This window comes from Rhodococcus aetherivorans, assembly GCF_011058165.1.
GTDB classification, from domain to species: domain Bacteria; phylum Actinomycetota; class Actinomycetes; order Mycobacteriales; family Mycobacteriaceae; genus Rhodococcus; species Rhodococcus aetherivorans.
The window spans coordinates 95,927-119,229 of the sequence record NZ_JAALEG010000008.1; the positions used below are offsets into that span (position 1 = coordinate 95,927).

General features: G+C 70.9%; 25 protein-coding genes and 1 pseudogene. 12 read left to right on the plus strand and 14 right to left on the minus strand.

Annotation, left to right across the window (positions count from 1 at the left end; all coding sequences use genetic code 11):
- The first annotated feature begins 123 nt into the window (after nucleotides 1-123).
- The gene (locus G6039_RS05615; RefSeq protein WP_029543429.1) at nucleotides 124-1,098 is read left to right on the plus strand and encodes a daunorubicin resistance protein DrrA family ABC transporter ATP-binding protein; all 975 of its coding nucleotides are present in this window, start codon (nucleotides 124-126) and stop codon (nucleotides 1,096-1,098) included.
- Nucleotides 1,095-1,934 (plus strand): ABC transporter permease, encoded by an 840-nt coding sequence (locus G6039_RS05620; protein WP_006938118.1) that lies wholly within the window; start codon nucleotides 1,095-1,097, stop codon nucleotides 1,932-1,934. Before G6039_RS05615 ends, G6039_RS05620 begins: the two co-directional genes overlap by 4 nt.
- Here G6039_RS05620 and G6039_RS05625 read toward each other — a convergent pair whose 3' ends face one another.
- The 4 genes from G6039_RS05625 to G6039_RS05640 all read right to left on the minus strand — a co-directional run bounded on the left by G6039_RS05625 (nucleotide 1,935) and on the right by G6039_RS05640 (nucleotide 7,362).
- Nucleotides 1,935-3,470 carry an MDR family MFS transporter gene (locus tag G6039_RS05625; RefSeq protein ID WP_029543427.1) on the minus strand — a complete coding sequence of 512 codons (1,536 nt, stop codon included), beginning with the start codon at nucleotides 3,468-3,470 and terminating at the stop codon, nucleotides 1,935-1,937.
- Nucleotides 3,471-3,529: 59 nt separating this feature from the next.
- On the minus strand, nucleotides 3,530-3,988 hold the full coding sequence (locus G6039_RS05630) for a MarR family winged helix-turn-helix transcriptional regulator (protein ID WP_006938121.1): 459 nt from the start codon (nucleotides 3,986-3,988) through the stop codon (nucleotides 3,530-3,532).
- Nucleotides 3,989-4,102: 114 nt separating this feature from the next.
- Complete coding sequence (locus G6039_RS05635) at nucleotides 4,103-5,371, minus strand: class I SAM-dependent RNA methyltransferase (RefSeq protein WP_029543422.1); 1,269 nt, start codon at nucleotides 5,369-5,371, stop codon at nucleotides 4,103-4,105.
- Nucleotides 5,368-7,362: an APC family permease gene (locus G6039_RS05640; protein WP_006938123.1), complete on the minus strand. Its 1,995-nt coding sequence runs from the start codon at nucleotides 7,360-7,362 to the stop codon at nucleotides 5,368-5,370. The genes G6039_RS05635 and G6039_RS05640 overlap by 4 nt, the downstream gene beginning before the upstream one ends.
- Nucleotides 7,363-7,547: 185 nt before the next feature.
- On the opposite strand from G6039_RS05640, the gene G6039_RS05645 reads away from it, so the two are divergent.
- Both G6039_RS05645 and G6039_RS05650 read left to right on the plus strand, forming a co-directional pair.
- Entirely contained in the window at nucleotides 7,548-8,213 is a 666-nt protein-coding gene (locus tag G6039_RS05645; protein ID WP_006938124.1) for a potassium channel family protein, read from the plus strand.
- 61 nt (nucleotides 8,214-8,274) lie between these two features.
- The gene (locus G6039_RS05650) at nucleotides 8,275-8,928 is read left to right on the plus strand and encodes a potassium channel family protein (RefSeq protein ID WP_006938125.1); all 654 of its coding nucleotides are present in this window, start codon (nucleotides 8,275-8,277) and stop codon (nucleotides 8,926-8,928) included.
- Between the two features lie 4 nt (nucleotides 8,929-8,932).
- On the opposite strand, the gene G6039_RS05655 is transcribed toward G6039_RS05650, so the two are convergent.
- Together G6039_RS05655 and G6039_RS05660 are read right to left on the minus strand one after the other, a co-directional pair.
- Nucleotides 8,933-9,613, minus strand: coding sequence for a DUF3159 domain-containing protein (locus tag G6039_RS05655; RefSeq protein WP_029543417.1), 681 nt, complete (start codon nucleotides 9,611-9,613; stop codon nucleotides 8,933-8,935).
- A 69-nt stretch (nucleotides 9,614-9,682) separates the two neighbouring features.
- The gene (locus G6039_RS05660; protein WP_006938133.1) at nucleotides 9,683-10,060 is read right to left on the minus strand and encodes an OB-fold nucleic acid binding domain-containing protein; all 378 of its coding nucleotides are present in this window, start codon (nucleotides 10,058-10,060) and stop codon (nucleotides 9,683-9,685) included.
- Nucleotides 10,061-10,195: 135 nt separating this feature from the next.
- Between G6039_RS05660 and G6039_RS05665 the strand changes: the two genes are divergently transcribed.
- Genes G6039_RS05665 through G6039_RS05675 form a run of 3 tightly spaced genes read left to right on the plus strand, consistent with a single transcriptional unit; the run spans nucleotide 10,196 to nucleotide 13,843 of the window.
- Complete coding sequence (locus G6039_RS05665; protein ID WP_029543415.1) at nucleotides 10,196-10,969, plus strand: alpha/beta fold hydrolase; 774 nt, start codon at nucleotides 10,196-10,198, stop codon at nucleotides 10,967-10,969.
- Nucleotides 10,969-12,417, plus strand: a complete 1,449-nt coding sequence (locus G6039_RS05670) for a WS/DGAT domain-containing protein (RefSeq protein WP_029543414.1) — start codon at nucleotides 10,969-10,971, stop codon at nucleotides 12,415-12,417. Before G6039_RS05665 ends, G6039_RS05670 begins: the two co-directional genes overlap by 1 nt.
- Nucleotides 12,418-12,454: 37 nt before the next feature.
- Nucleotides 12,455-13,843 (plus strand): wax ester/triacylglycerol synthase domain-containing protein, encoded by a 1,389-nt coding sequence (locus tag G6039_RS05675; RefSeq protein ID WP_029543413.1) that lies wholly within the window; start codon nucleotides 12,455-12,457, stop codon nucleotides 13,841-13,843.
- 41 nt (nucleotides 13,844-13,884) lie between these two features.
- Here G6039_RS05675 and G6039_RS05680 read toward each other — a convergent pair whose 3' ends face one another.
- A complete protein-coding gene (locus tag G6039_RS05680; RefSeq protein WP_029543412.1) occupies nucleotides 13,885-14,688 on the minus strand; it encodes a DUF3710 domain-containing protein in 804 nt (267 codons plus the stop codon).
- A 1-nt stretch (nucleotide 14,689) separates the two neighbouring features.
- The gene (gene dut / locus G6039_RS05685) at nucleotides 14,690-15,160 is read right to left on the minus strand and encodes a dUTP diphosphatase (protein ID WP_029543411.1); all 471 of its coding nucleotides are present in this window, start codon (nucleotides 15,158-15,160) and stop codon (nucleotides 14,690-14,692) included.
- Between the two features lie 19 nt (nucleotides 15,161-15,179).
- Here dut and G6039_RS05690 point away from each other — a divergent pair, with 19 nt between their 5' ends.
- Nucleotides 15,180-15,689, plus strand: coding sequence for a DUF3093 domain-containing protein (locus G6039_RS05690; protein ID WP_006938139.1), 510 nt, complete (start codon nucleotides 15,180-15,182; stop codon nucleotides 15,687-15,689).
- A 36-nt stretch (nucleotides 15,690-15,725) separates the two neighbouring features.
- Here the strand turns inward: G6039_RS05690 and G6039_RS05695 are convergent, their stop codons facing one another.
- Entirely contained in the window at nucleotides 15,726-16,028 is a 303-nt protein-coding gene (locus tag G6039_RS05695) for a DUF4193 domain-containing protein (protein WP_029543409.1), read from the minus strand.
- Between the two features lie 367 nt (nucleotides 16,029-16,395).
- Here G6039_RS05695 and cei point away from each other — a divergent pair, with 367 nt between their 5' ends.
- A complete protein-coding gene (cei, locus tag G6039_RS05700; protein WP_006938142.1) occupies nucleotides 16,396-17,079 on the plus strand; it encodes an envelope integrity protein Cei in 684 nt (227 codons plus the stop codon).
- Between the two features lie 15 nt (nucleotides 17,080-17,094).
- Here the strand turns inward: cei and G6039_RS05705 are convergent, their stop codons facing one another.
- The gene (locus tag G6039_RS05705; protein ID WP_029543407.1) at nucleotides 17,095-17,991 is read right to left on the minus strand and encodes an inositol monophosphatase family protein; all 897 of its coding nucleotides are present in this window, start codon (nucleotides 17,989-17,991) and stop codon (nucleotides 17,095-17,097) included.
- 122 nt (nucleotides 17,992-18,113) lie between these two features.
- Here G6039_RS05705 and ppgK point away from each other — a divergent pair, with 122 nt between their 5' ends.
- Together ppgK and G6039_RS05715 are read left to right on the plus strand one after the other, a co-directional pair.
- The gene (gene ppgK / locus G6039_RS05710; RefSeq protein ID WP_006938148.1) at nucleotides 18,114-18,899 is read left to right on the plus strand and encodes a polyphosphate--glucose phosphotransferase; all 786 of its coding nucleotides are present in this window, start codon (nucleotides 18,114-18,116) and stop codon (nucleotides 18,897-18,899) included.
- Nucleotides 18,900-19,033: 134 nt separating this feature from the next.
- Nucleotides 19,034-20,392 carry an RNA polymerase sigma factor gene (locus tag G6039_RS05715; protein ID WP_006938149.1) on the plus strand — a complete coding sequence of 453 codons (1,359 nt, stop codon included), beginning with the start codon at nucleotides 19,034-19,036 and terminating at the stop codon, nucleotides 20,390-20,392.
- Between the two features lie 10 nt (nucleotides 20,393-20,402).
- Here the strand turns inward: G6039_RS05715 and G6039_RS05720 are convergent, their stop codons facing one another.
- The 3 genes from G6039_RS05720 to G6039_RS05730 are packed head-to-tail and all read right to left on the minus strand — an operon-like array spanning nucleotide 20,403 to nucleotide 22,499.
- Nucleotides 20,403-21,623, minus strand: coding sequence for a cation:proton antiporter (locus tag G6039_RS05720; RefSeq protein WP_029543404.1), 1,221 nt, complete (start codon nucleotides 21,621-21,623; stop codon nucleotides 20,403-20,405).
- A gap of 3 nt (nucleotides 21,624-21,626) precedes the next feature.
- Nucleotides 21,627-22,109: a cation:proton antiporter regulatory subunit gene (locus G6039_RS05725; protein ID WP_029543402.1), complete on the minus strand. Its 483-nt coding sequence runs from the start codon at nucleotides 22,107-22,109 to the stop codon at nucleotides 21,627-21,629.
- A 45-nt stretch (nucleotides 22,110-22,154) separates the two neighbouring features.
- Complete coding sequence (locus G6039_RS05730; protein WP_029543400.1) at nucleotides 22,155-22,499, minus strand: DUF952 domain-containing protein; 345 nt, start codon at nucleotides 22,497-22,499, stop codon at nucleotides 22,155-22,157.
- Nucleotides 22,500-22,754: 255 nt separating this feature from the next.
- Here G6039_RS05730 and G6039_RS05735 point away from each other — a divergent pair, with 255 nt between their 5' ends.
- Nucleotides 22,755-22,955, plus strand: a complete 201-nt coding sequence (locus G6039_RS05735; protein WP_003935586.1) for a DUF7455 domain-containing protein — start codon at nucleotides 22,755-22,757, stop codon at nucleotides 22,953-22,955.
- A 118-nt stretch (nucleotides 22,956-23,073) separates the two neighbouring features.
- Here G6039_RS05735 and G6039_RS05740 read toward each other — a convergent pair.
- Nucleotides 23,074-23,303, minus strand: a pseudogene (locus G6039_RS05740) (ATP-dependent helicase); the annotation flags it as partial.

Here is a 23,303-nt window from a genome sequence, read left to right on the forward strand (position 1 = left end):
TGGCGCCGGTGTGGCACGCCAGGCCCCGCCGAGCGGGGGTGGGCACTGCGCGGGGCGACCCCAGGCCGGTCGAATCCGACAAAACCGATTGCCGGGCCCGGCACCGTGGGCGAGGCTGGACCCATGCCCCCTGCACTGGCCATCGAGACCTCGGGCTTGATCAAGCGATTCGGCGCGGAGACCGCCGTGGCCGGAATCGACCTCGCCGTCCCCGCCGGCGGCGTCTACGGCGTCCTCGGCCCGAACGGCGCCGGGAAGACGACCACGATCCGGATGCTGGCCACCCTGCTCGCACCGGACGGCGGGACCGCGACCGTACTCGGGCACGACGTGCGTCTTCAGCCCGAGCTCGTGCGGCGCCGGGTCTCGCTCACCGGCCAGTTCGCGTCGCTCGACGAGGATCTGACCGGCGCGGAAAACCTGGTACTGCTCGCCCGGCTGCTGGGCTTCTCCAGGGCGGGTGCCCGGTCCCGGGCCGGACAGCTGCTGGCGGCGTTCGATCTGGAGCCGGCCGCGGGCCGTCAGGTGAAGCTGTACTCGGGGGGCATGCGGCGGCGCCTCGACATCGCCGCGAGCATCATCGTCGCCCCCGAACTGATCTTCCTGGACGAGCCGACGACGGGGCTCGACCCGCGCAGCCGCAACCAGGTGTGGGAGATCGTGCGGGCGCTCGTGGCCGCGGGGACGACGGTGCTGCTGACGACGCAGTACCTCGACGAGGCGGACCAGCTCGCCGACCGGGTCGCGGTCATCGACCGTGGCCGGGTGATCGCCGAGGGCACCCCGGGCGAGCTCAAGGCGTCCGTCGGGTCGGGTTCGCTGCACGTGCGGGTGGTCGATCCCGCGCGCCGGGACGAGGCGGCGGCGGTGCTGGGCGCCGCGCTGGGGGTGGCGGTGACGGCCGCGTCCGATCCGGCCGCGCTGACCGCACGGGTGGACGATCCGCGGGCCGCGGCGGGGGCGCTGACGGCCCTCGCCGCGGCGGACATTCCGGTCACGACGTTCGCCCTCGGGCAGCCGAGCCTGGACGAGGTCTTTCTCGCGCTCACCGGCCATCCCACGGAAATTCCCGACGAAGACGAGGAGATCGCGTCGTGACCTCGACCGCCGACCGACGGGCGGGCACCCCCGCCGCCGTCGTGGACGTCCTCCATGTCCCCGGGCCGCGTCCGACGCCGGCGTCCGCGTTCGCCGCGTCGCTGTCGTTCGGGTGGCGGGCACTGCTGCGGATCAAGCACGTTCCCGAGCAGTTGTTCGACGTGACCGTCTTCCCGCTGATGTTCACGCTGCTGTTCACGTACCTGTTCGGCGGGGCGCTGGCCGGTTCGACCACCGCGTACGTGCAGTTCCTGATCCCCGGCATCCTGGTGCAGACGGTGTGCACCATCACGATGTACACGGGCATGACGCTCAACCGCGACATCGAGAAGGGCGTGTTCGACCGGTTCCGCTCGATGCCGGTGTGGCGGCCCGCTCCCCTCGTCGGCGCGTTGTTCGGTGATCTCGCCCGCTACACGCTGGCGTCGGTGATCGTGCTGGCCCTCGGGATGATGCTCGGGTTCCGGCCCACGGGCGGCCCGATCGGCACGATCGGGTCGGTGGCGCTCGTGCTGCTGTTCGCGTTCAGTCTCTCGTGGGTCTGGACGATGCTGGCGATGCTGCTGCGCACCGAGCAGGCGGTGATGGGTGTGTCCATGACCATCCTGTTCCCGCTCACCTTCGCGTCGAACGTGTTCGTCGACCCCGCGACGATGCCGAGCTGGCTGCAGGGCTTCGTGACGGTCAATCCCATCAGCCGGCTCGTCACCGCCATCCGGGATCTGACGGCGGGCACGCCGGACGCCGCGCACCTCGCGATCGTGTTCGCGTGGTGCGCGGCGCTGATCGTGCTGTTCGGGCCGGCGACGATGTGGTTGTACAACCGCCGGTCCTGATCAGTGCTCCGCCGGCGCGGGCACCTTCTCCTCGGTGACGATGTCGATGGTCTTGCGCAGCGGGCGGTTCGGGATGAACGCGACCGCCGCGACGGTGACCAGCGCGATGATCGCGGCGACGAGGAACAGCAGGCCGGTGGCGTCGCCGTAGGCGTGGCGGATGATCTCCGCGACCGGTTCGGGCAGGGCCGCGAGGTCGAGGTTGCCTCCGCCGCCGGCCGAGCCGGTGTCGATGCCGAGGGCGGCGAAGCCGTCCGCGGACAGCGTCGTCACGCGTGTGGCGAGGATCGATCCGAGCACGGACACTCCGATCGCGCCGCCGAAGGTACGGAAGAACGCGACCGAGCTGCTCGCGGCTCCGATGTTGCGGACGCTGACGGTGTTCTGCACGGCGAGCACCAGGTTCTGCATGAGCATGCCGGTGCCGAGGCCGACGATCGCGATGTAGACCCCGATCAGCCACATCGGGGTGGCGTGGTCGAGGAACCCGAGCAGCCCGAAACCGATCACCTGCAGTACGGCGCCGAGCACCAGGAACGGCTTCCACCGGCCGAAGCGGGTGATCAGCTGGCCGGAGACCACCGAGGCCACGAGCGAGCCGAGCACCATCGGGATGGTGAGCAGGCCGGCGGCCGTCGGGCTGTAGCCGCGGGCCGTCTGGAAGTACTGGCCGAGGAACGCGGTGGCACCGAACATTCCGACGCCGACGGCGACGGACGCGATGATCGCGAGCGCAGTGGTGCGTTCGGTGACGATCTTCAGCGGGATGATCGGGTCGGCGACCTTGGACTCGACCACGACGGTGGCGGCGAGCAGTCCGACGCCGGCGCCGACGTACGCGAGGGTCTCCCACGACAGCCACTCGTAGTAGCCGGCCTTGCCGGCGAACGACACCCAGATCAGCAGGACGCTGACACCGGCGGTCAGCAGGGTGGCGCCCAGCCAGTCGATGCTCACGTTCTGCTTGCGTTCGGTCACGAGGTGCAGGGTGCGCTGCAGCAACAGCATGGCCGCGACGGCGATCGGGATCGAGATGAAGAAGCACCAGCGCCAGCCGAGCGGGCTGTCGACGATGATGCCGCCGAGGATCGGTCCGCCCGACATCGACACGGCCATCACCGCGCCCATGTAGCCGGAGTACCGGCCGCGTTCGCGGGGCGGGATGATGCTGCCGATGACCGCGACGACGAGCGCGGTGAGACCGCCCATGCCGATGCCCTGGATCACGCGGGCGGCGAGCAGGACGGGCACGTTGGTGGCGAAGCCGGCGAGGATCGAGCCGGCCACGAAGACGACGATCGCCGTCTGCACCAGCAGCTTCTTGTTGAACAGGTCGGCGAGCTTGCCCCAGATCGGCGTCGAGGCGGCGTTGGCGAGCAGCGCGGTGGTGATGATCCACGCGAACTGGGTCTGGGTGCCGTTCAGGTCCGCGATGATCGTGGGGAGCGCAACCGCCACGATGGTGCTGCTGAGCAGCGCCGTGAAGAGGGCGGCGAGCAGGCCGGCGAGAGCCTCGAGGATCTCGCGGTGCGTCATGGTGGTCTCGGCGGCGCCGGGTCCGCTCGCCGAGGAGGGGGGACTGACAGCTGCGGCACTCACAGGCAGTTCCTTCCGGGGGGTTCGTGTACGGAAAGGGTGTGGTTCAGGTGCGCGAGCGCGTCGAGGGCGGATTCGGCTTGCGCCTGGTCCCAGCCGCCGAGCAGCTCGTGCAATCGGGAGGCGCGCCGGTCGCGGATCTCGCGCAGGGCTTTCTGCCCGGTCTCGGACACGCTGACGCGGTGGGCACGCCTGTCGTCCGGGTCACGGTGGCGGTCCACCATCCCCCGTTCGACGAGCTCCCCCAGCTGCCGGCTCAACGCGGACTGACTCATGCACAGCTCCGCGGCGAGTTCGGTGGGGCGGCACTCCCCCATTCGCCACAGGACGAACAGGACGCCGGTCAGCGCGTTGGGCAACGGGTCACCCGTCGAGTTGGCCAGGGTCGTGCGCAGCGTGCGACCGAACAGGAAGATCGCGTCGACGAGCGCGTGCGCGGTGTCGGGCTGGACAGCCACGGAACACCTCCGAATCGAAATTATTTGCTTGCGACACGCAACTATACATTTAGTTGCATGCCGCAAGCAACCGCGGAGGACGCGCGAGACGCCCTGAATCCGTGATCGGCCTGCTCAGCGGGTGAACAACGCCAGGCACTCCACGTGATGCGTCGACGGGAACGCCGCGTAGACGCGCAGCTCGGCCAGCTCGAACCCGTGCTCCCGGTACAGGCCGACATCCCGGCCGAACGACGCCGGATCGCATCCGACGTGCACGACGCGCTCCGGCCCGGCCGCCGCGACGGCCGCCACCACCTCGCGCCCGGCGCCGGCCCGAGGCGGATCGAGCACCACGACCTGCGGGGCGGGGAGATCCGGCAGCAGCCGTTCCACCCGGCCCGCATGGAACCGCACCTGCCCGAGATCCGAGAGCGCTTCCGCGCCGTCCTGCACCGCCCGGCGCGACAGTTCCACCGACTCGACCCGGCCACCGTGGCCGACCTGATCGGCCAGGACGGCCGCGAACACCCCGACACCGCCGTAGAGGTCCCACGCCGTCGCCCCCGGCGACGCCGCGGCCCACTCCCCCACGGTGTCCGAATAGGTCTGCGCCGCGCCGCGGTGTGCCTGCCAGAAGCCGGTCGCGGCCAGGTGCCAGTCCCGGCCGCCGACCCGCTCCACCGCCCGCCCCGAGCCCTCGATCACCTTCTCGGCGCGGGGCGCACCGGCCGCCGCGCGGCGGGCGGACGCTCCCCGCCGGCCCGGACTGCGACGTCCCGTGCGGGAGACCGGCGGCGGTGCGATCTCGACCACGTGCCGCGTCCCGTCCGCATCGAGGACCACCTGGACCTCGGAACCGGGCTGCCACACCCGCTCGGCCAGCCCCTCGTAGGCGCGCGCCTCGATCTGCGGACACGCCAGTTCGGTCTCCAGTTCGTGGCTCCGGTAGCGCCGATACCCCGCTCGCCCGGCGGCGTCGACGGCCAGCCGCACCCGGGTGCGCCAGCGGGTGCCGTTCGCCGCCCCGCCCGGCACCTCCTCGACGACCACCTCGCGGTCGATGCCGCCGAGACGGCGCAACTGCTCCGCGACCACCGCAGCCCCGAATGCCCGCTGGGCCGGCACCGTCGCGTGGGACAGGTCGCAGCACCCCGATCCGCCGGGACCGGCGATGGGACACACCCGCTCCACCCGGTCCGGCGACGCTTCGAGGATGTGGACGGCGTCGGCGCGGCAGAACGAGCCGCCACGGTCCTCCGTGACCAGCGCGACGACGCGCTCCCCGGGCAGACCGTGCCGGACGAACACGACCCGCCCCTCGTGCCGGGCGACGCAGAAGCCCCCGTGCGCCGGGTTGCCCAGCGTCACCTCGAGCCGACGGCCGGACCAGTCGATGCTCACCGCTCCTCCTCCTCGAATCCCCGCCGCACCGATCCCGGCGCGGAGTCCAATCGTTCGCCGCGGGCATGGGCCGACGAGCTCAGCTGCCACGGGACGCTGGTGACCATGACACCGGGCTGGAACAGCAGCCGGCTCTTCAGCCGCAGCGCGCTCTGGTTGTGCAGGATCTGCTCCCACCAGTGACCCACCACGTACTCCGGGATGAACACGGTCACCACGTCGCGCGGCGAGTCCCGTCGCACCCGCCGGACGTATTCGAGGACGGGGCGGGTGATCTCCCGGTACGGCGACTCGACGACCTTGAGAGGGACGGTGATGTCGCTGCGTTCCCATTCGCGCACCAGCATCCGCGTGTCGGCCTCGTCGACGTTGACGGTGACCGCCTCGAGCGTGTCCGGCCGGGTGGCCCGCGCGTACGCCAGCGCCCGCAGGGTCGGCATGTGCAGCTTGGACACCAGCACGATCGAATGGGTGCGGCTGGGCAGCACACCGTCCCATTCGGTGTTCTCCAGTTCCTCGGCCACGCTGTCGTAGTGACGGTGGATGGCCTTCATCACACCGAAGATCGCGACCATCGCCACGATCGCGATCCACGCGCCCGCCGCGAACTTCGTCACCAGCACGATCACCAGGACGGATGCGGTCATGATCAGGCCGATCGTGTTGACGATCCGCGACCGTCGCATGCGGGCCCGCTGTTCGGGGTCGGTCTCGGACGCCAGATGCCGCGTCCAGTGCCGGATCATGCCGGTCTGACTGAGGGTGAACGAGACGAACACCCCGACGATGTAGAGCTGGATCAGCTTGGTGACCTCGGCATCGAAGGCCCACACGAAGACGATCGCCACGCCCGACAGGAACAGGATGCCGTTGCTGAACGCCAGCCGGTCGCCCCGGGTGTGCAGCTGCCGGGGCAGGTAGCGGTCCTGCGCCAGCACCGAGGCCAGCACCGGGAAGCCGTTGAACGCCGTGTTGGCGGCCAGCACCAGGATCAACGCGGTCACGATGGTGATCAGCAGGAACCCGAGCGGGAAGTCGTCGAAGACCGCGTGCGCGAGTTGCGCCACGAGCGTCTTCTGCTGGTAGCCCTCCGGGGCACCGCGCAACTGGGTCTCGGGATGTTCGGCGATGACCACCCCCAGCTTGTTCGCGAGCAGAATCATGCCGAGGAGCAGGACGATCGCGATCCCGCCGAGCATGAGCAGGGTCGTGGCGGCGTTGCGGGACTTCGGCTTGCGGAACGCGGGCACCCCGTTGCTGATCGCCTCGACGCCGGTCAGCGCGGCACACCCGGACGAGAACGCACGGGCCAGCAGGAACACGAACGCGATCCCGGCCAGATCCGACTGCTCGGCGACCAACTCGAACCCGGCCGACTCGGCCTTGACGTCGTCCCCGAACACGAAGACGCGCACCAGACCCCACCCGAGCATGACGATCATGCCGATCATGAAGGCGTAGGTCGGGACGGCGAACGCGGTGCCGGCTTCCCGCAGGCCACGCAGGTTGACCGCGGTCAGCACGACGATCGCGGAGATCGCGAACAGCACCTTGTGCTGCGCCACGAACGGCACCGCCGATCCGATGTTCGCCGCGGCCGAGGAGATCGACACCGCGACGGTGAGCACGTAGTCGACCATCAGGGCGCTGCCGACGGTCAATCCCGCGGTCGGACCGAGGTTCACGGTGGCAACCTCGTAGTCGCCGCCGCCGGAGGGGTACGCGTGCACGTTCTGCCGGTAGCTGGCGACGACGACGGCGAGGACGAGCGCCACCGCGACGCCGATCCACGGCGTGAACACGTACGCCGACAGACCCGCGACGGACAGGACGAGGAAGATCTCCTCCGGGGCGTACGCCACCGACGACAACGCGTCGGATGCGAACACCGGCAGGGCGATTCGCTTGGGTAGCAACGTGTGACCGAGCGTGTCGCTGCGGAACGGCCTACCCAACAACAACCGCTTCGTGGCGGTCGAGAGCTTGGACACTCGCAAAGCCTAAGCCGTCCCACCGGCCACCCGCCGGGCACCCGTGGCCGTGTCCGAAATGCACCTCTGCGGGGAGCCCGTTCGGCCGGCACCGCACGCCGGTCCTGCGCGGGCGGTACGGTTCGGTTCTGCGCGTCGCGATCGGGACGCACGGCGACACGGAAAGAAGCGGAACGGAGCGAACGGTGTACGTGGTGGTCATGGGCTGTGGCCGGGTGGGTTCCTCCCTGGCCGCGGCGCTCGTCCGGCTGGGCAACGAGGTGGCCGTCATCGACCGCGACCCGAGCGCGTTCCTGCGGCTGGGTCCGGACTTTCCCGGGCACACGATCGTGGGTATGGGCTTCGACCGGGACGTGCTGGTGCGGTCCGGCATCGAGCGGGCCGACGCGTTCGCCGCCGTCTCCTCCGGGGACAACTCGAACATCATCTCCGCCCGTGTGGCCCGGGAGACCTTCGGCGTCGAGCGCGTCGTCGCCCGCATCTACGATGCCAAGCGCGCCGCGGTGTACGAGCGACTCGGGATCCCGACCGTCGCGACGGTGCCGTGGACGACCGACAGGTTCCTGCACAACCTCACCCATGAGAGCCAGACCGCCAAGTGGCGGGATCCGACCGGCACCGTCGCCGTCGCGGAGGTGTCGGTGCACGAGGACTGGATCGGCCGCAACGTCACCGAGTTCGAGGCCGCGACCCACTCGAGGGTCGCGTTCATCATCCGATTCGGCACCGGGGTCCTACCCGACCGCAAGACCGTGCTGCAGGCGGACGACCAGGTCTACATCGCGGCTGTCTCGGGCACCGTCGCCGAGGCGATCGCCCTCGCCGAACAGCCCCCCGCGGCCGACGACTGACCGTGCCGCGCCCGCGGGCGCAGCCGCAACACACGACCCGGAATCACCGAGAGGAACGCCGATGAAGGTGGCCATCGCGGGAGCGGGAGCCGTCGGGCGCTCCATCGCGCGCGAACTGATCCGCAACAACCACGAAGTGATGCTGCTCGAACGCAAGCTCGAGCACGTCGAGCCCGAATCCGTGCCCGACGCCAAGTGGGTGCACGCCGACGCGTGCGAGCTGAGCCTGCTTGAGGCCGCACAGCTCGAGCAGTACGACGTGGTGATCGCCGCCACCGGCGACGACAAGGCCAACCTGGTGCTGAGCCTGCTCGCCACCACCGAGTTCGGCGTCGCCCGCGTCGTCGCCCGCGTCAACGATCCGCGCAACGAGTGGCTGTTCGACGAGTCCTGGGGCGTCGACGTCGCCGTGTCCACGCCGCGCATGCTGGCGTCGCTGGTCGAGGAGGCCGTCTCGGTCGGCGACCTGGTGCGGCTGATGACACTGCGCAAGGGCGCGAACCTGGTCGAGATCACGCTGCCGGACACCACCGTGCTGGCCGGCAAGCCGGTGCGCAAGCTGCAACTGCCCCGGGACGCGGCCCTGGTGACGATCCTGCGCGGCGGCCGGGTCATCGTCCCGCAGCCCGACGATCCGCTCGAAGGCGGCGACGAGCTGCTGTTCGTCGCCGCGGCCGAGGTGGAGCAGGAACTGCGGGCGGCCATCGGCCTCTAGCAGGTCAGCGCGCGTCCTGGTCGGGGCCGGCTTCGGCGGCCCGGCCCGGGCCGGTCTCGACGGGCTCGTCGACAGCCTCGGGCGCCGGCTCGACCAGCCGATCGGCGCGGCGGACCGCCCACAAGGTCACGAGCAACGCCACCGCGGTCAGCGGCCATCCCATACCGATCCGGGCCACGGCGAGCCAGCCGGTCCGGTCGGCGTCGTACAGCTCGTGTTGCACGAAGTAGCGGGCCGCGAACACCAGCGCCCACGCCGCGGTCGCGATGTCGTAGGCGCGCACGGCGACGCGATGCCGCCGCCAGGACGATCCCTGCCCGTTGAGCATGCCCCAGATGACGCCGACCAGGGGCCGCCGCACCAGAATGGACAGGACGAAACCGGCGGCATAGAGCAGGCTGGTGTAGATGCCGAAGAGGAAGTAGCCCTTGGCGTCGCCGGTGCGGTAGGCGATGAACGCACACACGCCCACGCCGAGGAGCCCCGAGACCGCGGGCTGGACGGGGGTGCGCTGGACGAGCCGCCACACGAGGATGACGGTGGCCACGGCGAGGGCCGCCCAGATCGCGGCGGTCAGGCCCCAGATGCTGTTGATCGGAACGAACACCAGCACGGGCACGGTCGAGTAGACCAACCCGCTGAGTCCACCGAGTTGTTCCAGGACCGTCTGCTGCTTGTCGCTCACTCCTACGAGGGTGCCACAGCCCCACGCGGGCGCGGGGCGGCGCCGGGCGCTGGGGCACCGGCGCTCGGGTCAGGCCCGCTCGCGCAGTTCGTAATACGGGTTGTAGATGACCTTCGAGCCGTCACGCTCGCCGACGCGCCCGCGCACCAGCAGGGTCTTGCCCGGCTCGATGCCCGGAATGCGGCGACGTCCGATCCATACGAGCTTGACGGCCTCGGTGCCGTCGAACAGTTCCGCCTCGACGGCGGCGCTGGCGGCCTTCGGGCACGCCTCGACACTGCGGAGACGACCGAACATGGTCACCTCTTCGCCGCGCGCACAGTCGCAGGCGCGGCGGGCACCCGTCGCCTGGGCGGTTTCGGCGATCTCCTCGGCGTCGAGTTGCTCGAGATCTTCCGTGAGCCGACGGGTGAGTCGGCGGAAGTAACCGGCTGCGGCGGGTGCCATAGCGTGCTCCTGAGAAGGGCGCGGCACGGATCGCGGGCCGCGCATGGGGCTTTCCTGAGGGCCACTGTAGACCTATCCGCACAGGGCAACCACTCGGGTTCCCACCTGCTCGGACGGGTCCGGCAGGATCGGACCATGCGCTCCGCGAACACGTCCCCCGAACACGCCGGGGCCAGCACTTTCGTCGCCGTCGTCCTGCCCGGGACGGGCTCCGACGCCCGCTTCGTGGAGCGGGCGTTCGGCGGTCCGCTCGCCGCTGCCGGAATACGCGCCGTCGCGGTCGACCCGGACCCGGCCCGCGTGGTCGGCAGCTACGTCGATGCACTCGAGCGCGCCGCCGCCGACGGTCCCGTGCTGGTGGGCGGGGTGTCGCTCGGGGCGGCCGTCGCGCTGCGGTGGGCGGCCGAGCACCCGGGGCGCACCGTCGGCGTGCTCGCAGCCCTGCCGGCGTGGACGGGCTCGCCGGAGGCCGCGCCGGCGGCGGCGAGCGCCCGTTGGACGGCCGGCGAGCTGCGCGCCCACGGACTTGCTGCGGTCACCGCGGCGATGGTGGCGTCCAGCCCCGCCTGGCTCGGGGTCGAACTGGCCCGCTCCTGGCGGTCGCAGTGGCCGGGCCTGCCGGCGGCGCTCGACGAGGCGTCCCGCTACCGGGCGCCGGACCGGGACGAGCTGCGGACCGTCGAGGTGCCGGTCGGCATCGCCGCCGCCGTGGACGATCCGGTCCATCCCCTCGCGGTCGCGCAGGAATGGTGTGCGCACCTGAGGCGGGCCGCGCTGGGCACCGTCACCCTCGCCGGGATCGGCGGCGATCCCGCCGTGCTCGGAGCCACCTGTCTGGAGGCACTGGCCTCCGTATCGGGGGGCCGGGATCGTCCGGCTCGCGCCGCCGGCACTATAAAGTCTTCGTAATGCACGCCAAAGTCCGCGCGATGTACGACCGGATCTGCGCGATGGACGAAGCCCGATTGACCGTCCTGGACGCCGCCTATCATCTGGAGTCCAGCCGAGGTCCCCACCTCGACTGGACGACGTGCTGGGTCTTCGACTCGGGCGACCGCGCGGTGCCGAGCCCCGAGGAGGTCACCACCCACCTCCTCGGTCGAGCCCCGCTCGTGTCCGTGTTGCGCCGGCGACTGCGCGAGGTACCGGGTGGTCTGGACTACCCCGACTGGGTCGTCGACGACACGCCGTTCCAGCGACACATCGAACATCACACAGACGACGGGGCGCACGGCATGTCGTGGGCGCAGTTCCTCGAGGGATGGGCGGCGGTGACTGCGACCCCGCTCGCGCCGGGGCATGCCTGGCGCCTGCACGTGTTCCACGACGTCCGGGATGCGCCGACGGCGGCAGGCGCGGCCACCGTCGTGGTGTTCGACGCGGCCCATTCGCTGATCGCCGGGCCATCCATCGCCTCCCTGTCGGCCGCGCTGTTCGGAGTGCCGGGCACACCCGCGACGGTGCCCGGCCTCGGTGCGGCGGCAGAGAGCTGGGACCCGCGCGTCCGGGCGGCGACGGCGATCGCGCGAGGGCCGTTTCGGATGGCCCGCTGGGCCGTCGGGTTGTTGTCGGCCGACCGGCCGACGCCGACGGCGATCACCGACCGTCCGCTCACCCGGTTCAATCGCGGGAGGGGTGCGCGTCGCACGATCCGGACTATGTCAGTGGATCCCGCCGTGCTGCGGCGTGGGGGCCTCACCGTCACCGAGACCGCGCTGACCGCCATCGCCGAGGCGATGCAGCGCTATCTGCACGAGTGCGACGGCATGTCTCCAGACGCACTTGCCGCGGCCGTCACCGTCGCCTTGACCACCGCCCCCGAGGAACTCGGCGTCAACCGGCTGGGCGCGGTGACAGTGGATCTGCGGCCCGATCTGACCGACCCGGTCGACCGGTCGCGCGCGATCCGACATTCGCTGACCGAGGGGCGCCGCGCGTGCGAATCTCCCGCCACGTCCACCGCGCTCCGGATCGACAACCTACTGCCGCGGCCGCTGTACCCCGTCGTCGCCGCGCAGCGGCGGCGGGGTCTCGACGCCCTGAGGGCCGCGGGCCGGACCACCGAACACGCGGTGCTGACCAGCGTCAACTGCGGGAACGCGCAGTGGTCGCTGTGCGGGCGCGACCTGGTGCAGTGCGCAATGACCGTTCCCCTCCCCTCGCATACCCACCTCACGCACGGCCTGGTGGGGACGTCGGCGGGGCTGACGCTGAGCGTCCACGGCACGCCGGAGTCGCTGCCCGACCCGGACCGCTATCTCGCTCTGCTAACCGACGCGTTTTCCCGGGTCGGCACCGCTCTGACCGCTCAGCTCGCACACCGCAACGAGTTCCATGGCGGCGCGGCATTTCCGTAGCGCTGCCGAGGCCACTCGTGCCGTTCTAGACTCGATCATGTTGCCGACACAGCTGAAGCCTCTCGATGCAGCCTACTATTTCGAATCGGAGCTGCACCCTCATCTGGACCGGGTCGGCTGTTGGGTGTTCGAATCTGAGCCCGGGCGCGCACCGTCTCCGGCGGAGGTCACGGCGCATCTCCGGCAGCGGGCGCCGTTCCTGACCGCCCTCGACCGGCGTATCGTCCGGGTACCGGCCTACCTTGACTACCCTTTCTGGGTGGCCGACCACGCGCCGATCGAGCAGCGGCTGGTGCACCGGGACCACGGTCTCGACTGGTCCGAATTCCTAGCCGCCATTGGCGAGCTCGCCGCGACCGCCATGGATGCGCGCAGCCGGGCGTGGCGCATCCACGTCTTCTACGGCGTGCGCCGCGTGCCCGGGGTCGAGGGCGCCGCCACGATCGTAGTGTTGCAGGGAAGTCACGCCCTACTGGCCGGACCCTCGATTGCAGCCGTGGCCTCCGTCCTGTTCGGTGATCCGCACGAGCCGGTCACCGTACCCGGGCTCGGTCCGGTCGCGGAACGGGTGAATCGGTTCGCCGCGGCCGCCCGCGGCCTGGCCCGCACGCCGGCCGGGCTCGTCCGGTATGCCGTAGCGCTGCAGGCCGCCGTACGCGCCGTGAAGCAGCGGCAAGCCGAGGGCAGCGCCGAGCCTGCGCCTTCCGTCGAGCGTGCGCTCACCCCCCTCAATGGCGGCTGCGGCGACCGACGCACAGCACGCGTCGTCCGGTTGGACGTCGACACCCTCAAACGGAAGAACCTCACGCTGACCGGCGTGCTACTGACGGGGATCTCCCACGCGCTGCAGCGCTATCTCGACGAAGAAGCCGGGGGATGCCCGCCGGACCTCGCGGCGCTGGTGACGATCGCGATGACCGCGGCTCCCACCGACCTGGGAGTCAACCGGCTGGCCGGGGCGGTCGTCGACCTGCACCCCGAGATCGAATCCCTCCCGGTGCGCGCCGCGACGGTGCAGGCGTCATTGGAACGCGAACGACGCATCAACTCGAACGAAGTCGCCGTCGAGAGAATCCGACTGGTCAACCAGCTTCCGAGCGTGCTGTATCCGTGGCTGTCCCGGCAGGGGCGGCGCCGCGGCCGGGCGGCAAAGGCACGCGGGATCGCCCGGCTGCACACCGTAGTGTCGAGCATCAACTTCGGGGGCGCGGCACCATGGAGCCTGGGGGGAGCGCCACTGGCGTTCGCGGCCGCCTTTCCACCTCTCACCTTCGAGGCGGGGCTTACCCACTGCTTCATCGGCGCCGGACACCAGTCCAGCCTGTCGATCCTCACCTCCCCTGACGTGATGCCGAGGGCGGATAGGTACGTTGCACTGCTCGAAAACGCCTTTGCGGAGATCACCGGCAGTCTGGTGCCGCGCTGACCCGCCGGCCGAGTGGCAGGGCCCTCTCATGGGAACGCCGATCAGAATCCGAGCTGCTGCATCGCCGAACCCGACTCGCCGTGCCGCGGCCGGGGCGGCGCGGGCTGCTGGGGCGGCGCGGGCTGCTGCTGTTGCGCGGACTGCTGCGGCGGCAGGGGCTGCTGGGCCGCCGCCTGCTGGGCCGCCTGCTGGGCTGCCGCCTGCTGTTGCGCGGCGGCCAATTGCTCCGCGAGGGCCTTCGGGAGCACCACCGGCAGCGGCGTCCGCACCGGATGCGGATCCTGGCCGCGCCGCACGACGGTCTCGGCGACGATGGCACGGGCCGTCTCCACCAGCGGCGAGTCGGCCGTCACCGAACCTGCCGGTCCGGCGACGACGCAGCGGATCATCCACCGGTAGCCGTCGACACCGAGGAAGCGCAGGTCCGCGTTCGTGGTGCTGCCCTGCAGCTCCCGGCCCCACGGTCCGCTTTCGATGCTCACCGTCGCGTTGTCGCGGCGCAGCGACTCGGCCAGCTCGGCGGCCACCTCCCGCCACTGCCCCGGGGACTTCGGTGCCGCGTACGCGGAGACCGTGATCCGGCCGTGCTGGGTCACCAGATGCACGGCCTGCGGTTGGCCGTTCGGTGCCATCTCCACCTGGATCTGCCCGCCCGGTGGCAGCGGGACGAGCACCGACCCGAGGTCGAGCCGGCTACCGACCGCGTCCTCGCCGATGTCGTCGATGTCGTAGGGACCGCCCTCGGGCGCCTGCACCTCGTCGTCCACGGGCGCGGAGTCGAAGTCGCCCTCGTCCGCGAGGCCCGGAGCCTCGGCGTCCCGGTTCTTCCGGCGTCGTCCGAACATGTCAGGAACCTTCCTTCACCAGACCGGCGTGCCCACCGCTCGACCCGTATCCTCCGGCGCCGCGGCTGGTGTCGTCGAGGGAACCGACCTCGACGAAGTCGACGAGCTCGACCCTCTGCACGAGCAGTTGCGCGATGCGGTCACCACGACGCAGTTCGACCGCGCGGTCGGGGTCGTGGTTGATCAGGCACACCTTGATCTCCCCGCGGTAGCCCGCATCCACCGTCCCGGGAGTGTTGACCACGGAGAGCCCGTACTTCGCGGCCAGACCGGAGCGCGGATGGATCAGACCCACCGTGCCGACGGGCAGGGCCACCGCGATGCCGGTCCCCACCAGCGCTCGCCGCCCGGGCTCGATGGTCACGTCCACCGTGGTGCACAGGTCCACACCGGCGTCGCCGGCGTGTGCCCGCGCGGGCAAGGGAATCCCCGGGTCCAGGCGGAGCAGGGGGACGGCTGGAAGATCGGTCACGTGCACCGAGACTACTCTGATGGACGTGTCTCGAACCTCTCGACCCGATGCGGATGCGCAGCAGACGACCGGCGCACCGGTCTATTCCGAACGGATGTGGGTGCCGCTGTGGTGGTGGCCCCTAGGCCTGGGCGTCGCGGCGCTGCTGGCCGCGGAACTGCACATGGGGGCGCCCGGCCTGTACGCCTGGCTGCCGTACGTGCTGCTGTTGCCGTTCCCTGTCTGGGCGCTCGTGTGGCTGTCCCGGCTGCGGCTGGAGGTGACGGGCGGGGAGTTGATCGTCGGCCGGGCGCACCTGCCGCTCGAGGTGATCTCCCGCGGTGTCGTGGTGCCGGCGTCGGCGAAGAGCGCCGCCCTGGGGCGCCAGCTCGACCCGGCGGCGTACGTCCAGCACCGCCCGTGGATCGGGACGATGGTGCTCGTCGTGCTGGACGACCCGGACGACCCCACCCCCTACTGGCTGATCAGCACAAGGCGGCCGGCAGAGCTGCTGGCCGCCTTGGGGTGTGCCGACAAGACCGAACGCTGAACCGGGGGCGGCCGGTCAGCGCCGTCCCTCCGGGACTCAGGCCGCGCAGTCCCGGCAGATCATCACTCCGTTCTCGTCGCTCGCGAGCCGGCTGCGGTGGTGCACCAGGAAGCAGCTCGAGCAGGTGAACTCGTCGGCCTGCTTCGGCACCACCCGCACCGACAGCTCCTCGCCGGACAGATCCGCCCCGGGCAGCTCGAAGGACTCCGCGGTGTCCGACTCGTCGACGTCCACGACGGCGGACTGCGCCTCGTTGCGTCGCGCCTTCAGTTCTTCGAGTGAATCCTCCGACACATCATCGGTTTCGGTTCGCCTCGGTGCGTCGTAGTCAGTCGCCATTTCCTCTACCTCTAGTCCTCGTGCAGGTGCCCTGCCGAAGGACACTGTTCATGTCCTTCGGCCCGGGCAACGCCCGACCGTCTCCGGAAGTTCCCACCGGCCGTATCCGGGTCCCGGACACGACCCGGGCCTTCCGCTGTCGAAAGCCTCGCCGTCGCCTCTTTCGACGACCTGGGCCGCCGAACAATAGCGGAAGTACCCACGGAAGCCGTAACCGATACACCCGGTCCGGGGAATTGTCGGTCAATTGTCACCAACACCACAGCAACTCGAGACATTCCACCGGTCGCCCACCTTCGCGGACCCCACCGGGAGGCCCTCTACAGTGGTCGCACACAACCCTTGGAGATGCGAGAGGCAGGGCGCCGTGGTTTCCCTGATCACCGAAGGCCGCGCGCGGGACGAACGCGGCCGGCCGTTCCCACGGCGCCGCGTCGTACCCGCCGCGGCCCTGTTCGCGGTCCTGGCGACGATCGGGATCGTGGTGTGGACATCGGTGTTCGCCGGCTCGGACCCGGTGTCCAGGACCGTGGCGTGCAACGCCCCGCCGACCGTCCCGTCGGAGCCCGGCGGACCCCAGCCGGCCCCCCTCGGCGAGGTGGTCGACCGTTCCGTCCTGCTTGACGTGGAGCCCGCTCCCCTGGCGGCGACGCGGGTGCGGGTGTTCAACGCCAACGGCGAGCGTGGCCAGGCCACCCACGTGGCAACCCAGCTGGCCGAATACGGATTCGCGAGCGCACCGGATGTGCAGGCCGGCAACGACCCGGTCTACATCGACCAGAACATGCAGTGTCACGGCCAGATCAGGTTCGGGGCGGCCGGGACCGCGGCGGCGAGCACGGTGTGGCTGGTCGCGCCGTGCGCCGAACTCGTCCGCGACGACCGCGCCGACGACACCGTCGACCTGGCCCTGGGCACCTACTCCAAGGAGATCGCGCCCAACGCCGACGCCGAGGAGGTGCTGCAGTCGCTGCGGGAGGCGCCGGTGGGCGCGGCCGCTGCGCCGCTCGACATCGACCTGCTGGCCGCGGCCCGCGACGCCCGCTGCTGAGCGCGCCGCGGACCGTCAGGCCGGGATCGGCGCGTCGGCGCCGAGCGCGGCGAACAGGTCCGCGAGCTGTGTCGCGATGCCGGGCGCGGCGGCGATGGTGATCTCGCCGGCGTCGCCGGCTCCGGCCGGGAGTTGCACCCACGCGCCCGCCTCCGCGGCGATCAGCGCACCGGCCGCCCAGTCCCACGGTTGCAGGCCGTGTTCGTAATGGGCGTCGACGCGCCCCGACGCCACCATGCACAGATCCAGGGCGGCCGCACCGATGCGGCGGATGTCCCGCACCCTCGGCAGCAGCCCGGCCACCAGCGCGCCCTGCCGTTCGCGACGGTGCGGCGCGTAGGAGAAGCCCGTCGCGACGAGGGCGCGGGCGACGTCGTCGACCGGGTTGCAGCGCAGGCGCGTCACCGCTCCGCCGACGTCGGTGCGGGTGGCTCCGCGCCCGCGCGCGGCCGAGTACACGTCCCCGGCGGAGACGTCGACCACCGCTCCCGCCACGGACCGCCCCCCGACCTGGGCCGCCACCGACACCGCGTAGGCCGGGATGCCGTAGACGAAGTTCACCGTGCCGTCGATGGGGTCGACGACCCAGCGGACGCCGCTCGATCCGGTGTGGGCGCCGCCCTCCTCCCCGAGGATCGCGTCGCCCGGCCGCAACCGGGTCAGCAGCCGCCGGATCAGGTCCTCGGTCTCGGTGTCCGCCACCGTCACGGGGTCGGTGTCGGTGCTCTTCGTCCGCACCGCGCCGACGCGGTCGGTACCCGTGTCGGCGGGTGGGAACAGGTCGGGCCGCCGGGCGCGCACGTGACCGGCGGCCTCGGCCGCGACGGACACGGCGATCTCGCGCAGCAGGGCCGGGTCCGTGGTGACGTCGGGGGACAGCGTAGAGGGGCGGGAGTCCGGGGTGTCGGGCACCCGAGTATCCGAACACACTGTGCGGCACGGCACCACCCGCGCGGCGGCCACGTTCGGATTAGGGTGACGTCACGACAGCGGTCGCCCGCGGTGACTGTTCCGGTGACGAGAGGGAGCGCGAGATGACGCAGACGATGCACCCGGCCACGCCGGACCCGGACCTTCTCGGATTCGGCGTCGACGTCGGCGGCAGCGGCATCAAGGGCGGCGTCGTCGATCTGTCCACAGGCCGGTTGGTGGGCGAGCGCATCAAGATCCTGACCCCGCAGCCGTCCACCCCGCAGGCCGTCGCCGACACGGTCGCCCGGATCGTGGACGAGGCGCAGTGGACGGGACCGGTGGGGGTCACCCTGCCGAGCGTGGTGACGGGCGGCGTGGCGCGCACGGCCGCGAACATCGATCCGGCGTGGATCGGCACCGACGCCCGGACGTTGTTCTCGTCGGTTCTGGGCGACCGCCCGGTGAGTGTCCTGAACGACGCGGACGCCGCCGGCCTCGCCGAGGACCGCTTCGGTGCGGCCAAGGACGCGTCCGGGGTGGTCATCCTGCTCACGTTCGGGACCGGGATCGGCTCGGCGGTATTGCACAACGGCGATCTGCTGCCGAACACCGAGTTCGGGCACATGGAGATCGACGGGATGGAGGCCGAGCACCGCGCGGCGTCATCGGTCAAGGAGAACAACGAGTGGACGTACAAGCGGTGGGCGAAGGAGGTCTCGCTGGTGCTGTCGCGGTTCGAGGCCCTGTTGTGGCCCGACCTGTTCATCGCCGGTGGCGGGATCAGCCGCAAGCACGAGAAGTGGATCCCGTTGCTGACCAACCGCACACCCGTCGTTCCGGCCGCATTGCGCAACGCGGCCGGCATCATCGGGGCCGCCTATGCTGCGAAAACAGGTGTACTCCCCTGAGTCCTGCACATCGCGCGCGGCGGCGATCGTTACAATGGTGCACAGCCGGCTGCGAACCGGCCTGATCCCGACAGACCTCTCCGCCGGAACCACTCTGGCGCGACGCCGCACTACCTCGTCACGAAAGGGCGTACGTGGCAGCCACCGAAATCCACACGGCTGATTCCCCGAACGAATCGGCAGCCTCCGCGGACGCCGCGGATACCACGACCGGTACCGCACCCGCCACGAAGCGGCCGGCGAAGAAGGCCGCGGCCAAGAAGGCCCCGGCGAAGAAGGCGGCCGCCAAGAAGGCCCCGGCCAAGAAGGCCGCCGCCAAGAAGACCACGGCGAAGAAGGCCGCCGCCAAGAAGGCGGGCAAGCCTGCCGGCGACGAGTTCGAGGGCGAGGAAGCCGAGCTCGAGGATCTCGACGTCGCCGAGGCCGACCTCGAAGGTGCCGAGGACGTGGTCGTGGAGGTGACGGAAGCCGACGACGAGCCCAGCGACAAGGACAAGGCGTCGGGCGACTTCGTCTGGGACGAGGAGGAGTCGGAGGCGCTGCGGCAGGCCCGCAAGGACGCCGAGCTGACCGCCTCCGCCGACTCGGTGCGCGCCTACCTCAAGCAGATCGGCAAGGTCGCGCTGCTCAACGCCGAGGAGGAGGTCGAGCTCGCCAAGCGCATCGAAGCCGGCCTGTACGCCACCTACCGGCTGCAGGAGTACGCCGACAAGGGCGAGAAGCTGCCGGTCGCGCAGCGCCGCGACCTGAACTGGATCTGCCGCGACGGCAACCGCGCCAAGAACCACCTGCTCGAGGCCAACCTGCGTCTCGTCGTCTCGCTCGCCAAGCGCTACACCGGCCGTGGCATGGCATTCCTGGATCTGATCCAGGAGGGCAACCTCGGTCTGATCCGTGCGGTGGAGAAGTTCGACTACACGAAGGGTTACAAGTTCTCCACGTATGCCACGTGGTGGATCCGCCAGGCGATCACCCGCGCGATGGCCGATCAGGCCCGCACCATCCGCATCCCGGTGCACATGGTCGAGGTGATCAACAAGCTCGGCCGCATCCAGCGCGAGCTGCTCCAGGACCTCGGGCGCGAGCCCACCCCGGAGGAACTGGCCAAGGAGATGGACATCACGCCGGAGAAGGTGCTGGAGATCCAGCAGTACGCGCGTGAGCCGATCTCCCTCGACCAGACCATCGGCGACGAGGGCGACAGCCAGCTCGGCGACTTCATCGAGGACAGCGAGGCCGTGGTCGCCGTCGACGCGGTGTCGTTCACGCTGCTGCAGGACCAGCTGCAGTCGGTGCTCGAGACCCTGTCCGAGCGCGAGGCCGGCGTCGTCCGGCTGCGGTTCGGCCTGACCGACGGTCAGCCCCGGACCCTCGACGAGATCGGGCAGGTCTACGGGGTCACCCGCGAACGGATCCGGCAGATCGAGTCGAAGACCATGTCGAAGCTGCGGCACCCGTCGCGGTCGCAGGTGCTGCGCGACTACCTCGACTGAGGATCGACGTCTAGAACTCTTCCGCTTCACGGCGATCGGCCGTCGGCTCCGCAGCCGACGGCCGTTCGCGTAGCCGGGGCACCACGGTGCGGGTGACGGGCTCGACGATCCGTGCCGCGACGGGTCCGAGCACCGCCGTGATCAGCACGTACGCCGAGGCGAGGGCGGCGAGCTCGGCGTCCACCTGGCCGGAGGTGACGGCCAGTCCGGCGATGACGATGGAGAACTCGCCGCGGGCGATGAGTGCGGCGCCCGCGCGGGCCCGGCCCATGGTGCCGATGCCGTGCCGGCGGGCCGCCCACCAGCCGGTGGCGATCTTCGTCAGCGCCGTGACGACGGCGAGCAGCACCGCCCACCCCAGCACCGGGGGGATCGCGGTCGGATCGGTGTTGAGGCCGAAGAACACGAAGAAGATCGCCGCGAACAGATCCCGCAGGGGCTCGAGGACGCGAGCCGCATTGTGGGCGGTCGACCCCGAGATCGCGATGCCGAGCAGGAACGCACCGACCGCCGCCGACACCTGCATCGCCGAGCTGACGCCCGCGACGAGGAGCGCGGCCCCGAGCAGCTTGAGCAGCAGCGTCTCGCTGTCCGGGCTGTCGAGCACCGCGGAGACGTAACGCCCGTACCGCAGCACCAGCACGAGCACGATCGTGACCAGGCCCAGGGCGATCGCGACGGCCTCGAGTCCACCGATCAGGCTGACCCCGGCGAGCACCGCGGTCAGGATCGGCAGGTACACCGCCATCGCGAGGTCCTCGAAGACGAGGATCGACAGCACCACGGGAGTCTCCCGGTTACCCAGACGGCCGAGGTCGGTCAGCGTCTTGGCGATGATGCCCGAGGACGAGATGTAGGTGATGCCCCCGAGGACGAACGCCCCCGTCGCACCCCAACCGAGCAGCAGCGCGATCGCCGCCCCCGGCGCGGCGTTGAGCACGAGATCGAGCAGACCCGCCGCGCGGGAACGTTTGAGCCCGGTCATGAGCTCGGAGGCCGTGTACTCCAGCCCGAGAAGCAGCAGGAGCAGGACCACGCCGATCTCACTGGCGACGTGACTGAATTCGCTGATGTCGCCGAGCTGGACGAAGCCGCCGGTGCCGAACGCCAGACCGCCGAGGAGGTAGAACGGGATCGGCGACATGGCGAATCGCGCGGCGACCCGTCCGAGCACCCCCAGGGCGAAGAACACCGCCCCCAGTTCGATCAGGGCGAGCGTGGTCGAGTTCATCCGTCAGCCGTTGCGCAGGATCCTGGCCGCGGCGTCCAGCCCGTCGGCGGTGCCGACGGCGACGAGGATGTCTCCCCCGGTGAGCACGAAGTCCGGTCCCGGTGACGGCGTCACCTGCCCCGCGCGCATCACCGCGACGACGGACACGCCCGTGCGGGTCCGCATCGCCGTGTCCCCGAGCACCGCCCCGTCGAAGCGGGAGCCGTCGTGGATGTGCAGCTGCCGGGTGATGATCCCGGGCAGCTCCCGGTGGTCCTCCTGGAGCTGGGCGACGAGCTGGGGCGCGCCGAGCAGGTTGCTCAGTGTGGCCGCCTCCTCGACGGTCAGCGGTAGCGAGGCGGCGCAGGCGTCGGGATCGTCCGCCTTCGAGATGATCAGGTCCGAATGGCCGTCCCGATGCGTGATGACCCCGATCCGACGACCCGACGCCAGCTCGAAGTCCTTGCGCACACCGATCCCGGGAAGCGGCGTCACTTCGACGTTCATGCCGCCAGAGTAGGGCTCACGGCAGACACGGGTGACGGCGCACCGTCAGAGATGTCCGAACCGTCCGTTTTCGTCGGGGAGGTAGTCGACGACTGCGGTGACCGCGGCGACGGGGAGGGGGCCGTAGAGGTGCGGGAACGCCATCCCCGCCGGATCGCCCGGCACGCCCGGCTCGAACCGCACCTCGTCCGCGAGCCGGGCCGGGTCGATGTGCAACAGCACCAGGTCCGTGCGGCCGGCGAACAACCGGTTCGCCGGCAGGTGCACCTGTTCCGGGGCCGACAGGTGCACGAACCCCTGCGCGGCGAGCGACTCGGGGGTCAACGCCCCGCTGCGCTGCGCCCGCTCCCAGTCGGCCCGCGCGCAGATGTGTACCAGCCGATCCGTCACCGCGACCCCTCTCGACGACCGTTCCGGGCCCGCGACGGCGCCGAGGGCTCTGCGCTGTGAGCGAACACCCGCAGCCGCGAAACCGCACGTCGTCGGCATTCGGCCGGTTCCGGGGTGAAACGCGACACGATTTCCGGAGGATTGGAACAACGCATGAACGGGAATCGTCTGACACAGTAGATCCACCGCGCCGGCCCGGTGCGGCGGACCAGACCCCAGGCAACCGACGACAGTGGTGGCCAGTTTGGAGGAGTCATGCCCGGAACGTTGACCAGCCCGAAGTTGACCGCCGCAGACCGCTGCGATCGGTGCAGTGCAGCCGCTCGCGTCCGTGCCGTCCTTGCCACCGGTGGCGAGCTGCTCTTCTGCGGCCACCACGCCAAGGAGCACACCGACCGGCTGCGTGAACTCGGCGCCACGATCGTGACCGAGTCCGACGCCGAAGCCGCCGTCTGATCCACCGTTCCGGAGCCGACCGACTCCGAGACCCGACCCGAAACGGGCGACCACCGCGAGTGGTCGCCCGTTTCGCCGTTCCGGGAGTGTGCCGTCGGCCGGTTCACCGTCGGCCGGCTCACCACTGACGCAGCAGGGCGATGCGGTCGCCCAGCTGCTCGGCCGTGGCGATCGCGGTCGGCGGGCCGCCGCACTGCCGCCGCAGCTCCCCGTGGATGACCCCGTGCGGCTTGCCGGTGCGGTGGTGGTGCATGGCGACGAGCGAGTTCAGTTCCTTGCGCAGCCGGGCCAGCGAGTCGGCGGTCGCCACCCGCTCGGCCACCTGCGGCGGCGGGACGGGGGTGGGCG

Coding starts and splice junctions, on each gene's coding strand:
- G6039_RS05615 (WP_029543429.1), top strand. CDS start 124: ATGCCCCCTGCACTGGCCATCGAGACCTCGGGCTTGATCAAGCGATTC.
- G6039_RS05625 (WP_029543427.1), bottom strand. CDS start 3,470: ATGACGCACCGCGAGATCCTCGAGGCTCTCGCCGGCCTGCTCGCCGCC.
- G6039_RS05650 (WP_006938125.1), top strand. CDS start 8,275: ATGAAGGTGGCCATCGCGGGAGCGGGAGCCGTCGGGCGCTCCATCGCG.
- G6039_RS05660 (WP_006938133.1), bottom strand. CDS start 10,060: ATGGCACCCGCCGCAGCCGGTTACTTCCGCCGACTCACCCGTCGGCTC.
- G6039_RS05665 (WP_029543415.1), top strand. CDS start 10,196: ATGCGCTCCGCGAACACGTCCCCCGAACACGCCGGGGCCAGCACTTTC.
- G6039_RS05670 (WP_029543414.1), top strand. CDS start 10,969: ATGCACGCCAAAGTCCGCGCGATGTACGACCGGATCTGCGCGATGGAC.
- G6039_RS05675 (WP_029543413.1), top strand. CDS start 12,455: ATGTTGCCGACACAGCTGAAGCCTCTCGATGCAGCCTACTATTTCGAA.
- G6039_RS05680 (WP_029543412.1), bottom strand. CDS start 14,688: ATGTTCGGACGACGCCGGAAGAACCGGGACGCCGAGGCTCCGGGCCTC.
- G6039_RS05690 (WP_006938139.1), top strand. CDS start 15,180: ATGGACGTGTCTCGAACCTCTCGACCCGATGCGGATGCGCAGCAGACG.
- G6039_RS05695 (WP_029543409.1), bottom strand. CDS start 16,028: ATGGCGACTGACTACGACGCACCGAGGCGAACCGAAACCGATGATGTG.
- ppgK (WP_006938148.1), top strand. CDS start 18,114: ATGACGCAGACGATGCACCCGGCCACGCCGGACCCGGACCTTCTCGGA.
- G6039_RS05720 (WP_029543404.1), bottom strand. CDS start 21,623: ATGAACTCGACCACGCTCGCCCTGATCGAACTGGGGGCGGTGTTCTTC.
- G6039_RS05725 (WP_029543402.1), bottom strand. CDS start 22,109: ATGAACGTCGAAGTGACGCCGCTTCCCGGGATCGGTGTGCGCAAGGAC.
- G6039_RS05735 (WP_003935586.1), top strand. CDS start 22,755: ATGCCCGGAACGTTGACCAGCCCGAAGTTGACCGCCGCAGACCGCTGC.